Source organism: Ornithinimicrobium jinqii (assembly GCF_045032595.1).
Lineage (GTDB): Bacteria > Actinomycetota > Actinomycetes > Actinomycetales > Dermatophilaceae > Ornithinicoccus.
This window is the reverse complement of sequence record NZ_JBJFZS010000002.1, coordinates 17,493-34,613: the sequence shown is the minus strand read 5'-3', so window position 1 is coordinate 34,613 and position 17,121 is coordinate 17,493. Positions and strand designations below refer to the sequence as shown.

Genomic DNA, 17,121 nt, shown 5'->3' with positions numbered 1-17,121 from the left:
CCACGACCTCCCCGGCAGCCCCGTCGCCGTCGCCTCCCACCCACAGGGCCGCGCTCGACGTGGCCCCGCTAGGGTCGCCCCATGCGTGCAGTCGTGGTGGAGCAGACCGGTGGACCCGAGGTCCTGACCCTCGTCGAGCGGGAGACTCCCGAGCCCGGACCGGGGGAGGTGCGGGTCGACCTCGCCGCCGGCGGCGTCAACTTCATCGACGTCTACCAGCGGGAGGGCCGCTACCCGCTGCCGCTGCCCTTCGTCGGCGGCAGCGAGGGCGCCGGGACCGTCTCGGCCGTGGGCGAGGGCGTTCCGGACGTGCAGGTGGGCGACCGCGTCGCATGGGCGATGGTCGTCGGCACCGGGTACGCCGAGCAGGCACTGGTCCCCGCCGACCGGCTCGTGCCGGTCCCCGAGGGCCTCGACCTCGAGCTGGCCGCCGCGTCGATGCTGCAGGGCATGACCGCGCACTACCTGGTCACCTCGACCTTCGAGGCGCGCGAGGGCCAGACCGCCGTCGTGACGGCCGCCGCCGGCGGGGTCGGCCTCCTGCTCTGCCAGATGCTGCGCGACAGGGGCGTCCGGGTCACCGGCACGGTCGGGAACGAGGGCAAGGCCCAGCTGGCCCGCGACCACGGCGCCACGGACATCGTGCTCTACCGGGAGAACGACCTCGCGGACGAGGTCCGGCGGCTGACCGACGGCGAGGGCGTGCACGTCGTCTACGACGGGGTCGGCAAGGACACCTTCGACGCCGGTCTGTCCGTGCTCCGCCCCCGCGGGATGATGGTGCTCTTCGGCGCCGCCAGCGGCGCGGTGCCGCCGGTCGACCCCATGCGCCTCAGCAGCGGCGGCTCCCTGTTCCTGACCCGTCCGACGCTGGCCCACTACGCCGCCGAGCGGGACGAGCTGCTCTGGCGCGCGGGGGAGGTCCTCGGCGCCGTCGCCGCCGGCTCGCTGGCCGTCCGCGTCGGGGAGCGCTATCCGCTGGCCGACGCTCGCCGGGCCCACGAGGACCTCGAGGGTGGCGGCACCACCGGCAAGCTGCTGCTGGTCCCGTGAGCAGACAAGCGCCCGTGAGCAACGAGGAGACCGTCCCGGGCCGACTGGAGCACCGTTGACGGTGGTCGCGGGGCTGACTGGAGCACCGTTGACGGTGGTCGCCGAGGGGGAGGAGACTCTGATCTCGGAAGGGAGCGGAATCATGACACAGGTGCCGAGCGAGCCGGAGCTTCCCCGTCGTGAGGGCTGGGTCGAGGAGGACCGGCAGGCGCGGATGGTGCAGGAGCCGGAGCTGCCGGGCGACGCGGAGGACGCTTCGGAGGCGGAGGACGTCGTCCTGGACAGGGAGATGCTGGACGCTCCGTCGATGATCAACGAGCCGGACATGCCCCAGCACGGCGACACGGACTGACCAGTGGGGCAGACGCCGGTGGCCGGGACGCCGGTGGGCCCCGCACAGGCGCCGGACCCGGTCGAGGTGCGCGTGCAGAGCAACTTCCCGGACCTCTACGCCACGGTGACCCAGGGGCACGCGTCCTTCGACCATGTCGCGCAGGCGCGACGGATCCGTCAGCGGGACCCGCGGTACAGCGCCGAGAGCAGACGGCTCGAGGAGCTGGCCGAGAAGCGCTTCCTCGGACCGCTCGACGACGCCATCGAGGCCGAGTACTGGTGCGAGCACGAGTACGCCGGCTGCGCGCTCACCCGGGACGGTCGGCTGCTGTCCGTGTCCAACACCCACCAGCAGGACCTGGTCGTGCTTGAGGCACAGGTGCGGCAGCTGGGCCGGGACGTGGAACAGGTCTTCGGCCGAGCCAGGCTGGCCGCGCCGCGCCGAGCCGCGGCGGCCACGCTCTACTCGGTGCTCACCCGGCTGATGGCCACCGCAGACCTCGTCAAGGTCGGCGGGGAGCCTGAGCCGGTCGAGCAGGCCCTCGGGTCGCTGCGGGCCGAGTGGTCGCTGGCCAGGGCGCGCGTCACGGCCGCCATCCAGCGCCAGGCACGTTTCGAGTACCTCCAGGGCGTGGCTGCTGGCCTGGTCCTCGCGCTGTTGCTCCTGGCCGTCCTGGGCTGGGCCGCGTCCGAGTGGTGGCCGCGTCAGATCAACGCCCCAGCGTTCCTGGCGGCCTCGCTCTCGGGCGCTGTCGGCGCGCTGGTGAGCGTGCTCGAGCGCATGACTCCCCGCAGCGGCGGCCCGACGCGGGTGCTCGTGCTCGACTACACGGCACCACGCGCGCAGAAGGTGATGATCGGTGCCACGCGTCCGCTGGTGGGCGGGATCTTCGCGATCGTCGTCTACTTCGCCCTGCTCGGGGGACTGCTCACCATCCAGGGACCGGACAGCCAGACCCAGGACACGCCGGCCACCTTTGCCTTCTTCGGCCTGCTCGGGTTCGCGGCCGGTTTCACCGAGCGGTTCGCCACCGACATCCTCGAGCGGGCCGTCGCACCCCTGACGACCGCGGCGACACCTCCCGCGACCGCACCCTCGACCACCACCGCGGCCCCACCCCCGACCACCACCGCGGCCGCACCCTCGACCACGACCTCCTCGACCACGGCTACCGACGACGACCCACCGGTCGCCCAGCCGGGCGGCTGAAGGGCTGTGGGTCCCTGGGCCGAGCGACCGAACGAGTGATGCGGGTCGGCCGGCAGCGAGCAGGTCGAGCTGTCACCGCCTCCCCGCACGCCGCGAGGGCGGACTCGCCCGACGTTTCCACGACATCGACTTCTCTTGTGTCACAGTGGTTGTCGGGCCGACCACCGTGACGCGACATCCGTGCACATCGGTGGCCAAGACCACCGGGTGCCAGCTGGCGCCCGCCCGAGACTCTGCCGCTGCCGGTCCCCGGCACGCCGCGGCCCCCGGGAGACGCGGCGAACGGCATACCCGGGTGGGGGTTGACAGCGAGGAGCACCTGCCTCCATCATGTTCGTGAGAGCGCTCTCACGACGACATGGACGTCGGGTGCTCCCTACGTGGACAAAGGAGTTCGGCATGCAGCGCAGCAAGCACACCTACTACCTCATCGCCGCGAGCACGGCCCTCGGGCTCGTCCTCAGCGGGTGCGGCGGAGAGTCCGACGCCACCGGATCCGGCGACGGTGACGGCGGCGAGGGCACCGCCGGCGGCGGCGAGGAGATCACGCTCAGCGTGGCCACCTTCAACGAGTTCGGCTACGAAGACCTGCTCACGGAGTACGAGGACGCGAACCCCGGCGTCACCGTCAAGCACGTCAAGGCGGACACCGCGGACAACGCCCGCGCGGCCCTGCGCAACAGCCTCGGCGCCAACTCCGGCGCCGCGGACATCGAGGCGATCGAGGTCGACTGGGTCACCGAGTTCAAGCAGTACCCCGACAAGTTCGTCGACCTGTCCTCGCCGGACGTCGAGGGCCGCTGGCTGGACTGGAAGACCGAGGCCGTCACCCTCGAGGACGGCACCCTCATGGGCTACGGGACCGACATCGGGCCGGAGGCCGTCTGCTACCGCGCGGACCTCTTCGAGGAGGCCGGTCTGCCGACCGACCGCGAGGAGGTCGCCGAGCTGCTCGGTGAGTCGTGGGAGGACTACTTCGGGGTCGGCAAGGAGTTCGTCGCCGCGTCCGACGCCGCCTGGTACGACTCCGCGGGCGCCCTGTGGCAGGGCATGATCAACCAGGTCGACTACGCCTACGAGGACGCCGACGACGAGATCGTCGCGCTGGAGAACGCCGAGGTGCGCGCCCTCTACGACCAGGTGCTGGCCGCCTCCGTCGACGACGAGCTCTCCGCCGGCCTGGGCCAGTGGAGCGCCGACTGGGCCTCGGCCTTCCAGGGCGACGAGTTCGCCACCATGCTGTGCCCGGGCTGGATGCTCGGCGTCATCGAGGGCAACGCCGCGGGCGTCGAGGGCTGGGACATCGCCAACGTCTTCCCCGGCGGCGGCGGCAACTGGGGCGGCTCCTACCTGACCGTCCCCGCCCAGGGCGAGAACATCGAGGAGGCCAAGAAGCTGGCTGCCTGGCTGACCGCCCCGGAGCAGCAGATCAAGGCCTTCGAGGCCAAGGGCACGTTCCCGAGCCAGGTCGAGGCGCTGGAGTCCGACGTCCTCCTCAGCTCGACGAACGCGTTCTTCAACGACGCACCGACCGGGCAGATCCTCGCCGAGCGCGCCGAGGCGGTCACGATGATGCCGCACAAGGGCCCGCGCTACTTCGAGATCAACACCGCTCTCCAGGACGCCATCACCCGGGTGGACGTCGACGGCACCGACGACCCCGACAGCAGCTGGGACAAGTTCGCGGCCGCCGTGGAGGCGCTGGGCTGACGTGGGTGCCACCACCACGGCCCCGCCCTCCGGCGCCCGCGCCCGCGCCGGCCCCGGTCTCGCCTCGCCGCGAGAGCCGGGGCCGGCTCGGCCGGCTCGACGCGAAGGTCTCGCCGTACCTCTACATCGCGCCCTTCTTCCTGCTCTTCCTGGTCACCGGCCTCTTCCCGCTCTTCTACACCGGGTGGGTCGCCATGCACGACTGGGACCAGATCATGGGCAAGGGCGAGTTCGTCGGGATGGCCAACTTCGTCGACGTGCTCACGGGGCGCGGCTTCTGGCGGGCGCTGGCCAACACGGTCAGCATCTTCCTGCTCTCCTCGGTCCCGCAGATCCTCGCCGCCCTGCTGATCGCGGCGCTGCTGGACCGCAACCTGCGGGCCAAGACCCTGTGGCGGATGGGCGTCCTGCTGCCCTACGTCGTCGCGCCGGTGGCGGTGGCCCTCATCTTCTCCAACCTCTTCGCCGACCGCTTCGGCCTCATCAACGCGCTGCTCGAGACGGTCGGGATCGAACCGGTCCGCTGGCACTCCGACCGGCTCGCCAGCCACATCGCCATCGCCACCATGGTCAACTTCCGCTGGACCGGCTACAACGCGCTCATCCTGCTGGCCGCCATGCAGGCGGTCCCGAAGGACCTCTACGAGCAGGCGTCCATCGACGGAGCCTCGGCGTGGCGGCAGTTCTGGTCGGTCACCGTCCCGATGCTGCGCCCCACGATCATCTTCGTCATCATCACCTCCACCATCGGTGGCCTGCAGATCTTCGACGAGCCCAAGATGTACGACCAGTTCGGTCGCGGCGGCGCCGACCAGCAGTGGCAGACGCTGACGATCTACCTCTACGAGCTGGGGTGGACCCGCGCCGACTTCGGTATGGCGTCCGCGGTCGCCGTGCTCCTGTTCCTGGTGATCGTGGTGTTCGGGATCGTCAACTTCCTGCTCACCCGGCACATCGCCCACGACGAGGGGAAGCGATCGTGAGACGCCCCGGCTGGACCGTCTACGGGATGCTCGCGGCTGTCGTCCTCGGCAGCATGTTCCCGCTCTGGTGGTCGTTCGTGATCGCCAGCCACGACTCGACCGTGCTCGCGCGCACCCGCTTCCCGCTGCTTCCCGGCGGCAACTTCCTGCGCAACGCGGCCACCGTGCTGGACACCGTGCCGTTCTGGCAGGCCACCCTCAACTCGATCATCGTCTCCACGACGGTGGCCGTCTCCGTGGTGTTCTTCTCCACGCTGGCCGGCTACGCCTTCGCCAAGCTGCGCTTCCCCGGGTCCAAGCCCCTGCTGGTCTTCGTCATCGCCACGATGGCGGTGCCGACCCAGCTCGGCGTCGTCCCGCTCTACCAGGTGATGGCCCGGCTGGGCTGGACCGGTGAGCTGACCGCGGTGATCGTGCCCGGGCTGGTGACCGCCTTCGGTGTCTTCTGGATGACGCAGTACCTCAGCCAGGCCGTGCCGACGGAGCTCATCGAGGCGGCCCGCGTCGACGGCGCCAGCATGTTCCGCACCTTCTGGCACGTGGGCCTGCCCGCGGCCCGACCCGCGGCGACGATGCTCGGCCTGTTCACGTTCGTCGCGACGTGGACCAACTTCTTCTGGCCGTTCATCGTGCTCGGTCCGTCCAACCCCACCCTGCCCGTCGCGCTGCAGCAGCTCCAGGCGGCGCACTACGTGGACTACTCGCTCGTCCTCGCGGGGGCCGTGCTCGCCACGATCCCGCTCATCCTGCTGTTCGTCGTGGCCGGTCGCCAGCTGGTGTCCGGCATCATGCAAGGAGCTGTGAAGCAATGACCGCAGGTTCACCCCTGTCCTTCCCGGACGACTTCCTCTGGGGCGCCGCCACCGCGTCCTACCAGATCGAGGGCGCCGCGGACGCGGACGGCAGGTCCGACAGCATCTGGGACACCTTCGCCCGCCAGCCGTGCAAGGTGCTCCACGGGCACGACGGTGCGGTCGCGTGCGACCACTACCACCGCTACCCGGACGACGTGGCCCTGATGCGTGAGCTCAACCTCTCGGCCTACCGCTTCTCGCTCGCCTGGCCCAGGGTCGTCCCGGACGGGCGCACGGTCAACCAGGGGGGTCTCGACTTCTACTCCCGTCTCGTCGACGAGCTGCTCGGAGCCGGCGTCACGCCGTGGCTCACGCTCTACCACTGGGACCTGCCCCAGGTCCTCGAGGACGCCGGGGGCTGGCCGGAGCGCGACACGGCGCTGCGGTTCGTGGACTACGCCGCGGCCGTCCACGACGCGCTGGGCGACCGGGTGCACTACTGGACCACGCTCAACGAACCCTGGTGCTCGGCCTTCCTCGGGTATGGAGCGGGCGTGCACGCGCCCGGTCGGACGGACCCCCGGGCGGCGCTGCGCGCGGCCCACCACCTGCTGCTCGGCCACGGCCTCGTCACCCAGGAGCTGCGCCGCCGCGACCCGGACCTCAGCCTCGGCCTGACGCTCAACTTCACCGACACGCAGCCGCTCGACCCCGCGTCCGAGCGCGACCGGGACGCCGCTCGCCGGATCGACGGACTGGCCAACCGGTTCTTCGTCGAGCCGATCACCCTGGGTGCCTACCCGGAGGACGTGCTGGAGGACCTGGACGAGCTCTGGCCCGACGACCTCGTGCGGGACGGCGACCTCGAGGTCATCTCCGCACCGATCGACGTCCTCGGGGTCAACTACTACGCGACGCAGGCCGTCGCCGCCGGGTGCGCGCCTGAGCTCGCGCCGGTCGCGGCGGCCCAGGCCCGCCGCTTCGACCCACCCTCGCCCGCGGTCGGGTCCGAGCACGTGGCCGTGGTGCGACGCGGCATACCCGTCTCGGACATGGGCTGGGAGATCTCGCCCGACGGGCTCAGCGACCTGCTGCTGCGCCTGCACAGGGACTACACCGGCCCGCTGGGCGTGCGGCTGGCGGTCACCGAGAACGGGGCGGCCGCGGACGACCAGCCCGACGAGACGGGGTACGTCGAGGACCGGGACCGGGTGGACTACCTGGACCGGCACCTGCGCGCGGTCCACGACGCGATGGAGCGCGGCGCGGACGTCGACGGCTACTTCGTGTGGTCGCTGCTCGACAACTTCGAGTGGGCGTGGGGCTACACGAAGCGGTTCGGGATCGTGCGCGTCGACTACGACACGCAGGAGCGGACGCCCAAGGCGAGCGCCCGGTGGTACGCCGACGTGGCAGGATCGGGCACGATCCGCGCCAGCGCGGTCGGCATACCGGTCCCCACCGGCGGGCCCGTGGCCTGACGGCGAGGGCACCCGACAGAGAGCCCTGACAGTGAGGTGGAGGTGAGCGTGCGACGACCGCCGACGCTGGAGGACGTCGCCGCCCACGCCGGCGTGTCGCGCGCGACCGCCTCGCGCGTCGTCAACGCCGACCCGCGGGTGCGTGAGACGGCCAGGTATGCGGTGACCGCGGCGATCGCCGAGCTGGGCTACCTGCCCAACCGGGCCGCCCGCTCGCTCGTCGTGCGCGAGCCGGACTCCGTCGCGGTGCTCATCCACGAGCCGGACGAGCGGATCTTCGCCGACCCGTTCTTCAGCGGCATGCTGCGGGGGGTCAGCCAGCGGCTGGCGGACACGCCGCTGCAGATGGTGCTGCTGATGGGGGAGCCGGCGCGCGACGCCGAGCGGATGGAGCGCTACCTGCGGGCGGGGCACACCGACGGGGTGATCGTCGTCAGCGCGCACCGGGGCGACAGCCTCATCACGGCGCTGACCGAGACGCGGCTGCCGACGGTCTTCGTCGGGCGACCGCTCACGCAGGACACGGCGTTCGTCTACGTCGACGTCGACAACCGTGAGGGTGGCCGCATCGCCGCGCGTCGCCTGGTCGAGCGCGGCTGCCGCCGGATCGGGACCATCAGCGGCCCGACCGACATGGCCGCAGGTATCGACCGTCTCCAGGGCTGGCACGACGTGCTCACCGAGGCGGGGCTGCCGACCGACGCCGTGGAGACCGGGGACTTCACCCCGCAGGGGGGCGCGGACGCGATGCGCCGGCTGCTGGCCGCCCACCCGGACCTTGACGGGGTCTTCGTGGCCTCGGACCTCATGGCGACGGCGGCGATGGCCGAGCTGCAGGCGGCGGGCCGGCGGATCCCCGAGGACGTCGCGCTGGTGGGCTTCGACGCCTCGGCGGCGGCCTCGATGACGCGGCCACCGTTGACGACCGTCGCCAACCCGGTGTCCGAGATGGCCGTGCGCGCCACCGAGCTGCTGCTCCAGCTGCTGGGGGGCGAGGAGGCGCGGTCCGAGGTGCTGCCGACGCGGCTGGTGGAGGGCGGGACCGCCTGACACGGCGCTACCGTGGCCCATGGACTCCTTTGCCCACGACGGCCTGCGCTTCGACGTGCTCGACGGCGGCCCGACCGACGGTGAGGTCGTGGTCCTGCTGCACGGCTTCCCGCAGGACGCGACGGCGTGGGCGGGGGTCGCGCCCCTCCTCCACGAGGCCGGGCTGCGGACCCTCGCACCCCACCAGCGCGGCTACTCCGGCGGCGCGCGCCCACGGCGCGTGACGGCATACCGGATGGAGCACCTCGTCGGGGACGTGCTCGCGCTCCTGGACGCCGCGGGCGTGGAGCGCGCGCACGTCGTCGGGCACGACTGGGGCGGGGGTGTCGCGTGGGCGCTCGCGGAGCAGCACCCGGACCGCGTGGCAAGCCTGGTGGTGCTGTCGACGCCGCACCCCGCGGCGATGCTGTGGGCGGTGCGCCACGCGGACCAGGGCCGCCGCAGCTGGTACATGCTCGCGCTCCAGCTGCCGGTGCTCCCCGAGCGTGGCCTGGCCCGGATGCTGCGGCGCGGTGGCCTCGCGCGGTCGGGCGTGCCGGTCGAGCAGGACCGCCGGTATGCCGCGCGCCTGGGTCGCGCGCGCGACCTGCGGGGGCCGGTCAACTGGTACCGCGCGATGCTGCGGCCGTCGGTGGGGCGGCGACCGGGGCGCGGCGGCAGGGTGACGGTGCCGACGACCTACGTGTGGGGGAGTCGCGACCCCTTCCTGGGACGCGCAGCTGCCGAGCGGACCGCGCAGCACGTGGTGGGGGACTACCGGTTCGTGGAGGTGGCTGCCGGGCACTGGCTGCCGGAGCGGCAGGTGGAGCTGGTGGCCAGGGAGGTGATGGCCAGGGCGCTATAACGTGCTATAAAAGCGACCATTTCCTATATGCGCTATATTGCGCCCATGTCTCGTCGCACGCCGAACCCCTACCGTCCCGGCTTCAACCAGGCACCCGCCCGGCTGGTCGGCCGGGACGCGATCCTCGCCGCGGCGGCCGAGGCGCTGGAGATCGCGGCGTTCGACGGGCGGACGCCTCGCCCCCTGCTCCTGGTCGGTCCGCGGGGCGTGGGCAAGACGGTGCTGCTGGGGGAGATCGCCACGGTGGCGGCGCAGGGCACGGCTGGCCCACCGTCGCGGTCGAGATCCGTCCCGGCACCCCCTTCACCGCTGAGCTGGTCGAACGGCTGCGGGATGCGGCCACCCTGCTCCGACAGGCGACGGTGGAGAAGGGCGGACGGCTGCGGGTGTCCGGTGGCAAGGTGAGCGCGAAGGTCTTCGGCGTCGGCGGTGAGGTCGACGTGGTCCGCAGCGCGGCCGGGTCGGTAGCCGTCCCGCTGGACGAGGCGCTGAGCGACGCGGCGGACGCTGCCACCGCCTGCGGCGGCGGCCTCGTGATCACGGTCGACGAGCTGCAGCTCGCCGATCGTGCCGAGCTCGCCAACCTCGCCGCCGTCCTGCAGCAGCACGTCGCCGACCACTGGCCGCTGGTGGTCGCCGGCGCCGGGCTGCCCAGCCTGCGCGAGCGAGACCGGACCGTCACCTACCTCGAGCGGGGCGAGTGGCACGAGCTCGGGCTCCTCGAGCCTGCCGACACGCGGGAGGCGCTGGTGGCTCCGGCCGCAGACGCCGGCCGACCGATGGACGAGGCTGCGGCCGACGTCCTCACCCGCGCCTCGGGCGGCTATCCCTACGCCGTCCAGGTCCTGGGGCACCACGCGTGGCGAGCCTCGCACGGGCAGGAGCGCATCGGGGTGGTCCACGCCTGTGCGGCCCTCTCCGCCGCCCAGCGGGACCTGTCCGCGGGGCTCTACGCCTCCAGGTGGAACGACGCGTCGCCGAAGGAGCGTGAGTACCTCGCAGCCCTGGCCCACCTGCCGGAGGGCGCCGGGGGTGGGGACGTCGCACGGGAGCTCGGTCAGCCCACCTCGGGCGTGTCCTACCTGCGTGACCGCCTGATCAAGAAGGGCACGCTCTTCCCCGAGCGGGGAGCGCTGCGCTTCCTCGTCCCGGGCATGGCGAGGTGGATACGCGAGCAGGCCGACGCGTGACGTGACCACTCGGAGGAACGACCTGGGCACCGAGGATGGGGTCGACCCCCTAGAACCCGGCGGACGCCTCGTCCAGCGCAGCGACGTCCTCGGTCGTCAGCCGCAGCGACGGTGCCGCCATCAGCGCCTCGAGCTGCTCGGGCCGGGAGACGGACGCGATCGGCGCCGTGACCCCCTTGGCCAGCACCCAGGCGAGCGCGACGGTGGCGGGCGTGACGTCATACCGGTCCGCGATCTGCACCTGCACGTCGACGACGCGCAGCCCGCCTGCCTCGAGGTAGCGCCGGGCGGCCCCGCCGCGGGCCGCGCCCTCGAGGTCGGCCTCGGTGCGGTACTTGCCGGTGAGGAAGCCGGACGCCAGCGCCGGGTAGCTGAAGACCAGCGGCCCGAACTCGGACACGATCGGCGCGTAGCTGCGCTCGTAGCTCGCGCGCGCGACGAGGCTGTAGCGCGGCTGGATCGCGGCGGGGACGGTCAGGCGCTCGCGCGTGGCCGTCTCGAACCACGCGCGCATCCGCTCGGGCGAGTAGTTGGACAGGCCGACCGCGCCCACCTTGCCGGACGTCACGAGGAAGTGGAAGGTCCGGACCTGGTCCGCGACCGGCACCTCCTCGTCGTCGAAGTGGGCGTAGTAGAGGTCGACGTGGTCGGTGCCCAGGCGCTCCAGCGACTCGTCGAGCGCGGCGACGACGTTGTCGTGGGCGAGCCCCTCGCGGCCCGGCTTCTTCGCCACCTTCGTCGCGACGACGACTTCGTGGCGGACCCCGCGGTCGGTCATCCAGCGGCCGATGATCCGCTCCGACTCACCGCCCTCGTGCCCGTCGACCCAGGCCGAGTAGGAGTCGGCAGTGTCGACGAAGTTGCCGCCCCCTTCGTGGAACGCGTCCAGGACGGCGAACGACGCCTCCTCGTCGGCGGTCCAGCCGAACGGGTTGCCGCCCAGGTTGATCGGGAACAGGTCGAGGGCGCTGCCGGGCAGGGTGGGCACAGAGTCTCCTGGGACGGACGGGGTGTGGGCGGGGCTGGGCTGGGTGGGGTCGCCCGACCAGGGTATGCCGTCGGCCGGCTCGGGGAGCCCCCACTGCTACTACGCCGCGGCCACTCGTGTGGCTTCCAGAAGCCCTCGCAGTGGCCGCCACGTGAGAGCAGTGGCGGTGCTCGGGGCGCGGCGTCCCCGACGGGTGCCTCGGTCTGCCGAGCTTCAGCCGATGGCGCTGATGGTGAGCCTGAGCTCTCGGGTCGCGCCCGGCGCCAGCAGGACCTCGTCGGGCCGGGTGTTGAAGGCGTCCGGCGGACAGGTCATCGGCTCGACCGCGGCACCGAGCCGGCCGATGCGGTCACCGGTGTAGAGCTGGACCCAGCGCGCGTCGCTCGTCATCCGCACCCCCACGGCGTCCGGGTGGGTCAGCTCGACCGCCCAGTGGCCGGCCGGCAGGTCGGTGTAGGCGTTGTCGACGAGCCGCTCGCCGACCAGCGTCGGCGCGCGGAAGTCGCGCTCGGTCCCGGCGACCGGCTCGGTGCTGGTCGGGCTCAGGTCCTCGTCCGTGAGGAGGGCGCTCGGGGCCGGCAGGAGCAGCGTGCAGCCGGCCAACGGTCGGGTGTCGCACGAGAGGTAGGGGTGGGTCGAGGCGCCGAACGGTGCCGCCAGCTCGCCGCGGTTGGTCCCGGCCACCGTCACCGTGAGCCCCTCGTCGGCGTCGAGCGCGTGGTCGACCCGGCACTCCACCTCAAAGGGGTAGCCGTAGCTCGCCGGCAGGTCGAGCACCCACCGACCCCGGTCGGCCGCGACCTCGACGACGTCCCAGCGCTGGAAGACGGCGAGCCCGTGCAGGGCCGCGCCGGTCTCCGCCTCGTTGACCGGGAGCTGGTATGCGGTGCCGCGCACCTCGTACCGGCCCCCCACGACGCGGTTGGGCCACGGCACGAGCGTGCGGCCCTGGTAGCCGTCGGCGAGCGAGTCGCCGTCGACCGGCTGGACCAGGTGACGTCCGCGGTGGGTCAGCGACAGCAGGCTGGCGCCGACGGCCCCGATCGTCGCCTCGTAGTCCCCGGCGCGCAGCCGGGTGATGGTCCCGTTGACGGTCATGTCTCTCCAAGGGTCAGCACGAGGTCGACTCGCGGACGGTCAGTGCCCACGGCACCGACGGGTGCTGTGGCGGGGCCGTGGAGCCCTCCACCCGCGCGAGCAGGAGGTCGAGCACCTGGCTTGTGAGTGCGTCGAGGTCGGGGGTGATGGTGGTCAGGCTCGGGGTGTGGAAGCGACCCTCCGGGATGTCGTCGAACCCGGCCACGGCGATGTCCTGGGGGACGCGGACACCGGCCTGGTGGCAGGCGCGCAGCGCACCGATCGCCATGAGGTCGTTGAAGGCGTATACCCCGTCGGGACGCTGCGCGGACGGCAGCGACAGCAGCTGCTGCATCGCGCGATGGCCCTCCCGGCGGCCGAACCCGGCAACCTTCACCACGCGCTCGGTGGGGAGCTCGACACCCGCCTCGTCCAGGGCCTCGGTGAAGCCGCGCAGCCGGACCGACGCCGTGCCCTCGCCGTGCTCGCGACCGATGGCCGCCAACCGCTGCCGACCGCAGCGCAGCAGGTGCTGGCCCATCGCCCGGGACGCGGCCACGGAGTCGACGGCCACGTGGTCGAACTGGTGGGGGGTGCGCCGCTCGCCGAGGAGGACGAGCGGGATGTCCGCGGTGCGCGCGGCGATCTCCCCTGCCGGCAGGGCCAGGGGCGAGAAGATGACGCCGTCGACCCTGTGCGGACGCATTCCGGAGAGCACCAGGCGTTCCTCGTCGACATCAGCACGGGTGATGTCGAGGAGGAAGAGGTAGCCCCGTCGAGTGGCCTCGGCGGACAACCGTGCGGCCAGCTCGGAGAAGTAGGGCGAGCTGAGCTCGGGAACTGCCAGCGTGATGAACCCGCCTCGACCGTGCTTGAGCTGGCGCGCAGCGAGGTTGGGGCGGTAGCCCAGCGCCGTGATGGAGGCGCGCACGCGCTCCCGCATGGGGGGGCTGACGTGCGGTTGATCGTTGACGACGTTGGACACGGTCTTGACCGAGACGCCGGCGTGCAGCGCGACGTCCTTCAGTCTGACCGGCATGGGGCACATGCTATGCCGCTCGCACGCCCAGAGGGCGACACGCGGCCGGGACTCTTTACAACGTTGCAGGACGACAGGCATACTTCGTCACAACCAGATGCGGTTATCCGTTGCAAACACGACAAGGACGTCACATGAGCACCTCGCAGAGCCCCCGTCGACCATTCACCCGCCGCACCTTCCTGTCGCTCTCGGCGGCGGGCGGTCTGACGGCCACCCTCGCTGCGTGCGGGGGAGGGAGCTCGCCCCGGGAGGGCGCTGCCGACCCCGCGCCCGCCACCGGGGACGGTGGCGCCAGCGGCTACGACGGCCCGAACGTGGACCTGAAGTTCTGGAACGGCTTCACGGGTGGCGACGGCCCGACGATGAAGGCGCTCGTCGACGAGTTCAACACCGAGCACGCCAACATCGCCGTGACGATGACCACGATGCAGTGGGCCGACTACTACACCAAGCTCCCCACCGCGGTGACCTCCGGGAATGGTCCGGACGTGGGCATCATGCACGTGGACTCGGTGCCGACCAACGCCGCCCGCAACGTGATCCAGCCCCTGGACGACGTGGCTACGGCACTCGGTCTGGCGGAGTCCGACTTCGCCCCCGTCCCGTGGAAGGCGGGCCTCTACGACGGCAAGCGCTTCGCGATCCCGCTCGACGTGCACCCCCTCGGCTTCTACTACAACAAGGACGTCATGGAGGAGGCCGGCCTCGACCCCGAGGCACCCCCGATGGACAACGAGTCCTACATGTCCGCCCTCGAGTCGTTCAAGAGCGCCGGCATCGAGGGCCACTGGGCCAGCCCGTTCCCGTTCACGGGCGGGTTGTCGCTGCAGAGTCTGATCTGGCAGTTCGGCGGCAACCTGTTCAACGAGGACGGCACCGAGGTGCTGTGGGCCGAGGAGCCCGGCGTCAAGGCCCTGACCTGGTGGGCGGACCTCATCAAGCAGGGATACTCCCCGGCCAAGGTCGACCAGGACGCGGACTACGTCGCCTTCAAGAACGGTGAGAACGCCTTCAACTGGAACGGCATCTGGCAGATCAACGACCTCAAGAAGACGGACATCGGCTGGGGCGTGGCGGCCCTGCCGAACATCGGCGGCACCGACGCGGCGTGGGCCGGCTCCCACCAGTTCGTGCTCCCCGTCCAGAAGGCGGCGGACGACAACAAGGCGCAGGCGTCGCGGGTGTTCCTCGCCTGGATCAGTGAGAAGTCACAGGCATGGGCTGAGGCAGGTCAGGTTCCGGCCCGCAACTCCGCCCGAGAGTCGCAGGAGTTCACCGATCTCGCCGAGCAGTCTGAGCTGGCGTCCCAGATCGACAACCTCCACTTCCTGCCGTCTGTCCCGGGCATCGGCGACTCCATGGGCGAGTTCGACAAGGCCCTCAACGCAGCCACCCTGGGCGGTACCGACCCGGCCACGGCACTGGCCGACGCCGCCGGCCGCGCGCAGAAGATCCTGGACGACAACGCGAAGAAGTACGGCGGCTGAGCCTCATGGCCCCCCGCACCACGTCCGGGGCGAGCCGGCGCTCCGGGTCGCCCCTGACGCCCTACCTGTTCCTGCTGCCCTACCTGGCACTGTTCGTGACGTTCGTCATGATTCCCGGGGTGTTTGGCCTGTGGATCAGCCTGCACGACTGGGACTACATGCTCGACTCCAAGCTGTTCGTCGGGTTCGAGAACTACGCCAACCTGCTCGACGAGAACTCCGTGGTCTACCCGGACTTCTGGAACGGGATGAAGAACACCCTGATCTTCGTCGTGCTCAGCGTGCCGCTCCTCGTCGTCCTGCCGCTGCTGCTCGCCCTGCTCCTGCACCAGAAGTTTCCGGGCCGTACCTTCTTCCGCGCGATGTTCTTCGCTCCCTACGTGCTGGGCGTCGCGGTCATCGGACTCATGTGGCGCTACCTGCTGGACGGCAACTTCGGCATCATCAACTCCATCTTCGGCACCGACATCGCCTGGACGACCTCGCAGCCCTGGGCGTGGATCGGACTGGTGATCGTGACCGTCTGGTGGACGATGGGCTTCAACGCGATCATCTACCTCGCGGGGCTGGGAGACATTCCCACCGAGCAGTACGAGGCCGCCGAGCTCGACGGCGCCGGCGGGTGGGGGAAGTTCGTCAACGTCACTATCCCCGGTCTGCGTCCGGTCCTCATCTTCATCGTGGTCATCACGCTCATCGCCAGCGCCAACATGTTCGGGCAGTCCTACCTCATCACCGCGGGTGGCCCGACGCAGTCGACGCAGACGGCGATCATGGTCATCACCGAGCTCGGCCTGTCCCGCTTCCAGATGGGGGCCGCCGCCGCCGAGAGCTACGTGCTCGCGCTCTTCCTGGCCGTGGTCTCGATCGTCAACTTCTGGATCATGCGCGACCGCGACGAGGTCGCCCAGCGCAAGGCCCTCAAGGCCCAGCGACGAGCCCAGGAGTCCGCCGACAAGGCGGCCCCGACCTCCGCCGACCCACGCACGATGGAGGCGTCCCGATGAGATCCGTCGCCCGCAACCCGTTCCTGTGGGTCCTGCTGACCCTGCTCTCGGTCGTCTTCATCGGCCCGCTCGTGGTCATGTTCCTGACCTCGTTCAAGACCACTCAGGAGTCCCAGTCCGTCCCTCCGACGATCTGGCCGGGGGAGTGGACCACGCGCGCCTACGACGTCCTCCTCTCCTCCGCGGACAACCCCATCCTGCGCTGGTTCTTCAACTCGTTCGCGGCCGCGACCGCCCACGCCCTGCTCGTCGTGCTCACCGCCTCGATGGCGGGTTACGCGCTGGCCCGGATGGACTTCAAGTTCAAGAACATCATCTTCGCGATGATCATCTCCACGATGTTCGTCCCGGGATTCATCTTCCTGATGCCGAACTTCCTCATCCTGGACTCCTTCGGCTGGCTGGACACCCTGCTCGCGATCGTCGTGCCCGGGGCCGCCGGCGCCTTCGGCGTCTTCTTCATGCGGCAGTTCTTCCTGTCGCTGCCCAAGGAGTTCGAGGAGAGCGCCCGCATCGACGGGGCCGGACCGTTCACGACGTTCTTCCGGGTGATGCTGCCCAACGCGGTCCCGGCGATGGTGACCCTGATGGTGCTCAGCTTTCTCACCAACTGGAACGACTTCATCTGGCCGCTCTACGTGCTCTTCAACGACTCCAGCCTCACGCTGCCGATCGGTCTGACGAAGCTGCAGGGCGCCTACACCATCGACTACCCGGTGATCATGGCCGGTGCCGTCATCGCGTCCGTGCCGGTCCTGATCCTCTACACCTTCGTGCAGCGCTTCGTCATCGACGGCGTCGCGAGCTCGGGGGTCAAGGGCTGACCCCCGCAGGCACCGCACACCCAGCGACCGGGTCGTCACGCGCCGACC

17 protein-coding genes are annotated in these 17,121 nt (G+C 71.1%); 14 read left to right on the top strand and 3 right to left on the bottom strand.

The genetic code is table 11. The annotated features are described in order from the left end of the window. Nucleotides 1-81 precede the first annotated feature (81 nt). The 11 genes from ACI3ET_RS00550 (at nucleotide 82) to ACI3ET_RS00500 (ending at nucleotide 10,648) form a co-directional block, all read left to right on the top strand. Nucleotides 82-1,053, top strand: a complete 972-nt coding sequence (locus ACI3ET_RS00550) for a quinone oxidoreductase family protein (protein WP_405030943.1) — start codon at nucleotides 82-84, stop codon at nucleotides 1,051-1,053. Nucleotides 1,054-1,195: 142 nt separating this feature from the next. Next, on the top strand, nucleotides 1,196-1,405 hold the full coding sequence (locus ACI3ET_RS00545; protein ID WP_405030942.1) for a hypothetical protein: 210 nt from the start codon (nucleotides 1,196-1,198) through the stop codon (nucleotides 1,403-1,405). Between the two features lie 3 nt (nucleotides 1,406-1,408). Then, nucleotides 1,409-2,596: a hypothetical protein gene (locus tag ACI3ET_RS00540; protein WP_405030941.1), complete on the top strand. Its 1,188-nt coding sequence runs from the start codon at nucleotides 1,409-1,411 to the stop codon at nucleotides 2,594-2,596. 399 nt (nucleotides 2,597-2,995) lie between these two features. Beyond that, nucleotides 2,996-4,306, top strand: coding sequence for an ABC transporter substrate-binding protein (locus ACI3ET_RS00535; protein WP_405030940.1), 1,311 nt, complete (start codon nucleotides 2,996-2,998; stop codon nucleotides 4,304-4,306). Continuing rightward, entirely contained in the window at nucleotides 4,303-5,289 is a 987-nt protein-coding gene (locus ACI3ET_RS00530) for a carbohydrate ABC transporter permease (protein WP_405030994.1), read from the top strand. Before ACI3ET_RS00535 ends, ACI3ET_RS00530 begins: the two co-directional genes overlap by 4 nt. Beyond that, nucleotides 5,283-6,101, top strand: coding sequence for a carbohydrate ABC transporter permease (locus tag ACI3ET_RS00525; protein ID WP_405030993.1), 819 nt, complete (start codon nucleotides 5,283-5,285; stop codon nucleotides 6,099-6,101). The genes ACI3ET_RS00530 and ACI3ET_RS00525 overlap by 7 nt, the downstream gene beginning before the upstream one ends. Further along, nucleotides 6,098-7,564: a glycoside hydrolase family 1 protein gene (locus ACI3ET_RS00520; RefSeq protein WP_405030939.1), complete on the top strand. Its 1,467-nt coding sequence runs from the start codon at nucleotides 6,098-6,100 to the stop codon at nucleotides 7,562-7,564. Before ACI3ET_RS00525 ends, ACI3ET_RS00520 begins: the two co-directional genes overlap by 4 nt. A 48-nt stretch (nucleotides 7,565-7,612) precedes the next feature. Continuing rightward, nucleotides 7,613-8,614, top strand: coding sequence for a LacI family DNA-binding transcriptional regulator (locus tag ACI3ET_RS00515; RefSeq protein WP_405030938.1), 1,002 nt, complete (start codon nucleotides 7,613-7,615; stop codon nucleotides 8,612-8,614). A gap of 19 nt (nucleotides 8,615-8,633) precedes the next feature. Then, nucleotides 8,634-9,458, top strand: a complete 825-nt coding sequence (locus ACI3ET_RS00510) for an alpha/beta fold hydrolase (protein ID WP_405030937.1) — start codon at nucleotides 8,634-8,636, stop codon at nucleotides 9,456-9,458. 45 nt (nucleotides 9,459-9,503) lie between these two features. Continuing rightward, a complete protein-coding gene (locus tag ACI3ET_RS00505) occupies nucleotides 9,504-9,863 on the top strand; it encodes an AAA family ATPase (RefSeq protein ID WP_405030936.1) in 360 nt (119 codons plus the stop codon). Next, the gene (locus tag ACI3ET_RS00500; protein WP_405030935.1) at nucleotides 9,860-10,648 is read left to right on the top strand and encodes a hypothetical protein; all 789 of its coding nucleotides are present in this window, start codon (nucleotides 9,860-9,862) and stop codon (nucleotides 10,646-10,648) included. The genes ACI3ET_RS00505 and ACI3ET_RS00500 overlap by 4 nt, the downstream gene beginning before the upstream one ends. Nucleotides 10,649-10,697: 49 nt before the next feature. On the opposite strand, the gene ACI3ET_RS00495 is transcribed toward ACI3ET_RS00500, so the two are convergent. The 3 genes from ACI3ET_RS00495 to ACI3ET_RS00485 all read right to left on the bottom strand — a co-directional run bounded on the left by ACI3ET_RS00495 (nucleotide 10,698) and on the right by ACI3ET_RS00485 (nucleotide 13,752). Continuing rightward, complete coding sequence (locus tag ACI3ET_RS00495; RefSeq protein WP_405030934.1) at nucleotides 10,698-11,636, bottom strand: aldo/keto reductase; 939 nt, start codon at nucleotides 11,634-11,636, stop codon at nucleotides 10,698-10,700. 213 nt (nucleotides 11,637-11,849) lie between these two features. After that, on the bottom strand, nucleotides 11,850-12,734 hold the full coding sequence (locus ACI3ET_RS00490; RefSeq protein ID WP_405030933.1) for an aldose-1-epimerase: 885 nt from the start codon (nucleotides 12,732-12,734) through the stop codon (nucleotides 11,850-11,852). A gap of 13 nt (nucleotides 12,735-12,747) precedes the next feature. Continuing rightward, nucleotides 12,748-13,752 carry a LacI family DNA-binding transcriptional regulator gene (locus tag ACI3ET_RS00485; protein WP_405030932.1) on the bottom strand — a complete coding sequence of 335 codons (1,005 nt, stop codon included), beginning with the start codon at nucleotides 13,750-13,752 and terminating at the stop codon, nucleotides 12,748-12,750. A gap of 134 nt (nucleotides 13,753-13,886) precedes the next feature. On the opposite strand from ACI3ET_RS00485, the gene ACI3ET_RS00480 reads away from it, so the two are divergent. Genes ACI3ET_RS00480 through ACI3ET_RS00470 form a run of 3 tightly spaced genes read left to right on the top strand, consistent with a single transcriptional unit; the run spans nucleotide 13,887 to nucleotide 17,073 of the window. After that, nucleotides 13,887-15,242, top strand: a complete 1,356-nt coding sequence (locus ACI3ET_RS00480) for an ABC transporter substrate-binding protein (protein ID WP_405030931.1) — start codon at nucleotides 13,887-13,889, stop codon at nucleotides 15,240-15,242. Nucleotides 15,243-15,247: 5 nt separating this feature from the next. After that, nucleotides 15,248-16,249 carry a carbohydrate ABC transporter permease gene (locus ACI3ET_RS00475; protein WP_405030930.1) on the top strand — a complete coding sequence of 334 codons (1,002 nt, stop codon included), beginning with the start codon at nucleotides 15,248-15,250 and terminating at the stop codon, nucleotides 16,247-16,249. Further along, the gene (locus tag ACI3ET_RS00470; protein WP_405030929.1) at nucleotides 16,246-17,073 is read left to right on the top strand and encodes a carbohydrate ABC transporter permease; all 828 of its coding nucleotides are present in this window, start codon (nucleotides 16,246-16,248) and stop codon (nucleotides 17,071-17,073) included. The genes ACI3ET_RS00475 and ACI3ET_RS00470 overlap by 4 nt, the downstream gene beginning before the upstream one ends. Nucleotides 17,074-17,121 lie beyond the last annotated feature (48 nt).

Coding starts and splice junctions, on each gene's coding strand:
- ACI3ET_RS00545 (WP_405030942.1), top strand. CDS start 1,196: ATGACACAGGTGCCGAGCGAGCCGGAGCTTCCCCGTCGTGAGGGCTGG.
- ACI3ET_RS00480 (WP_405030931.1), top strand. CDS start 13,887: ATGAGCACCTCGCAGAGCCCCCGTCGACCATTCACCCGCCGCACCTTC.
- ACI3ET_RS00510 (WP_405030937.1), top strand. CDS start 8,634: ATGGACTCCTTTGCCCACGACGGCCTGCGCTTCGACGTGCTCGACGGC.
- ACI3ET_RS00475 (WP_405030930.1), top strand. CDS start 15,248: ATGGCCCCCCGCACCACGTCCGGGGCGAGCCGGCGCTCCGGGTCGCCC.
- ACI3ET_RS00520 (WP_405030939.1), top strand. CDS start 6,098: ATGACCGCAGGTTCACCCCTGTCCTTCCCGGACGACTTCCTCTGGGGC.
- ACI3ET_RS00485 (WP_405030932.1), bottom strand. CDS start 13,752: ATGCCGGTCAGACTGAAGGACGTCGCGCTGCACGCCGGCGTCTCGGTC.
- ACI3ET_RS00470 (WP_405030929.1), top strand. CDS start 16,246: ATGAGATCCGTCGCCCGCAACCCGTTCCTGTGGGTCCTGCTGACCCTG.
- ACI3ET_RS00550 (WP_405030943.1), top strand. CDS start 82: ATGCGTGCAGTCGTGGTGGAGCAGACCGGTGGACCCGAGGTCCTGACC.
- ACI3ET_RS00505 (WP_405030936.1), top strand. CDS start 9,504: ATGTCTCGTCGCACGCCGAACCCCTACCGTCCCGGCTTCAACCAGGCA.
- ACI3ET_RS00535 (WP_405030940.1), top strand. CDS start 2,996: ATGCAGCGCAGCAAGCACACCTACTACCTCATCGCCGCGAGCACGGCC.
- ACI3ET_RS00490 (WP_405030933.1), bottom strand. CDS start 12,734: ATGACCGTCAACGGGACCATCACCCGGCTGCGCGCCGGGGACTACGAG.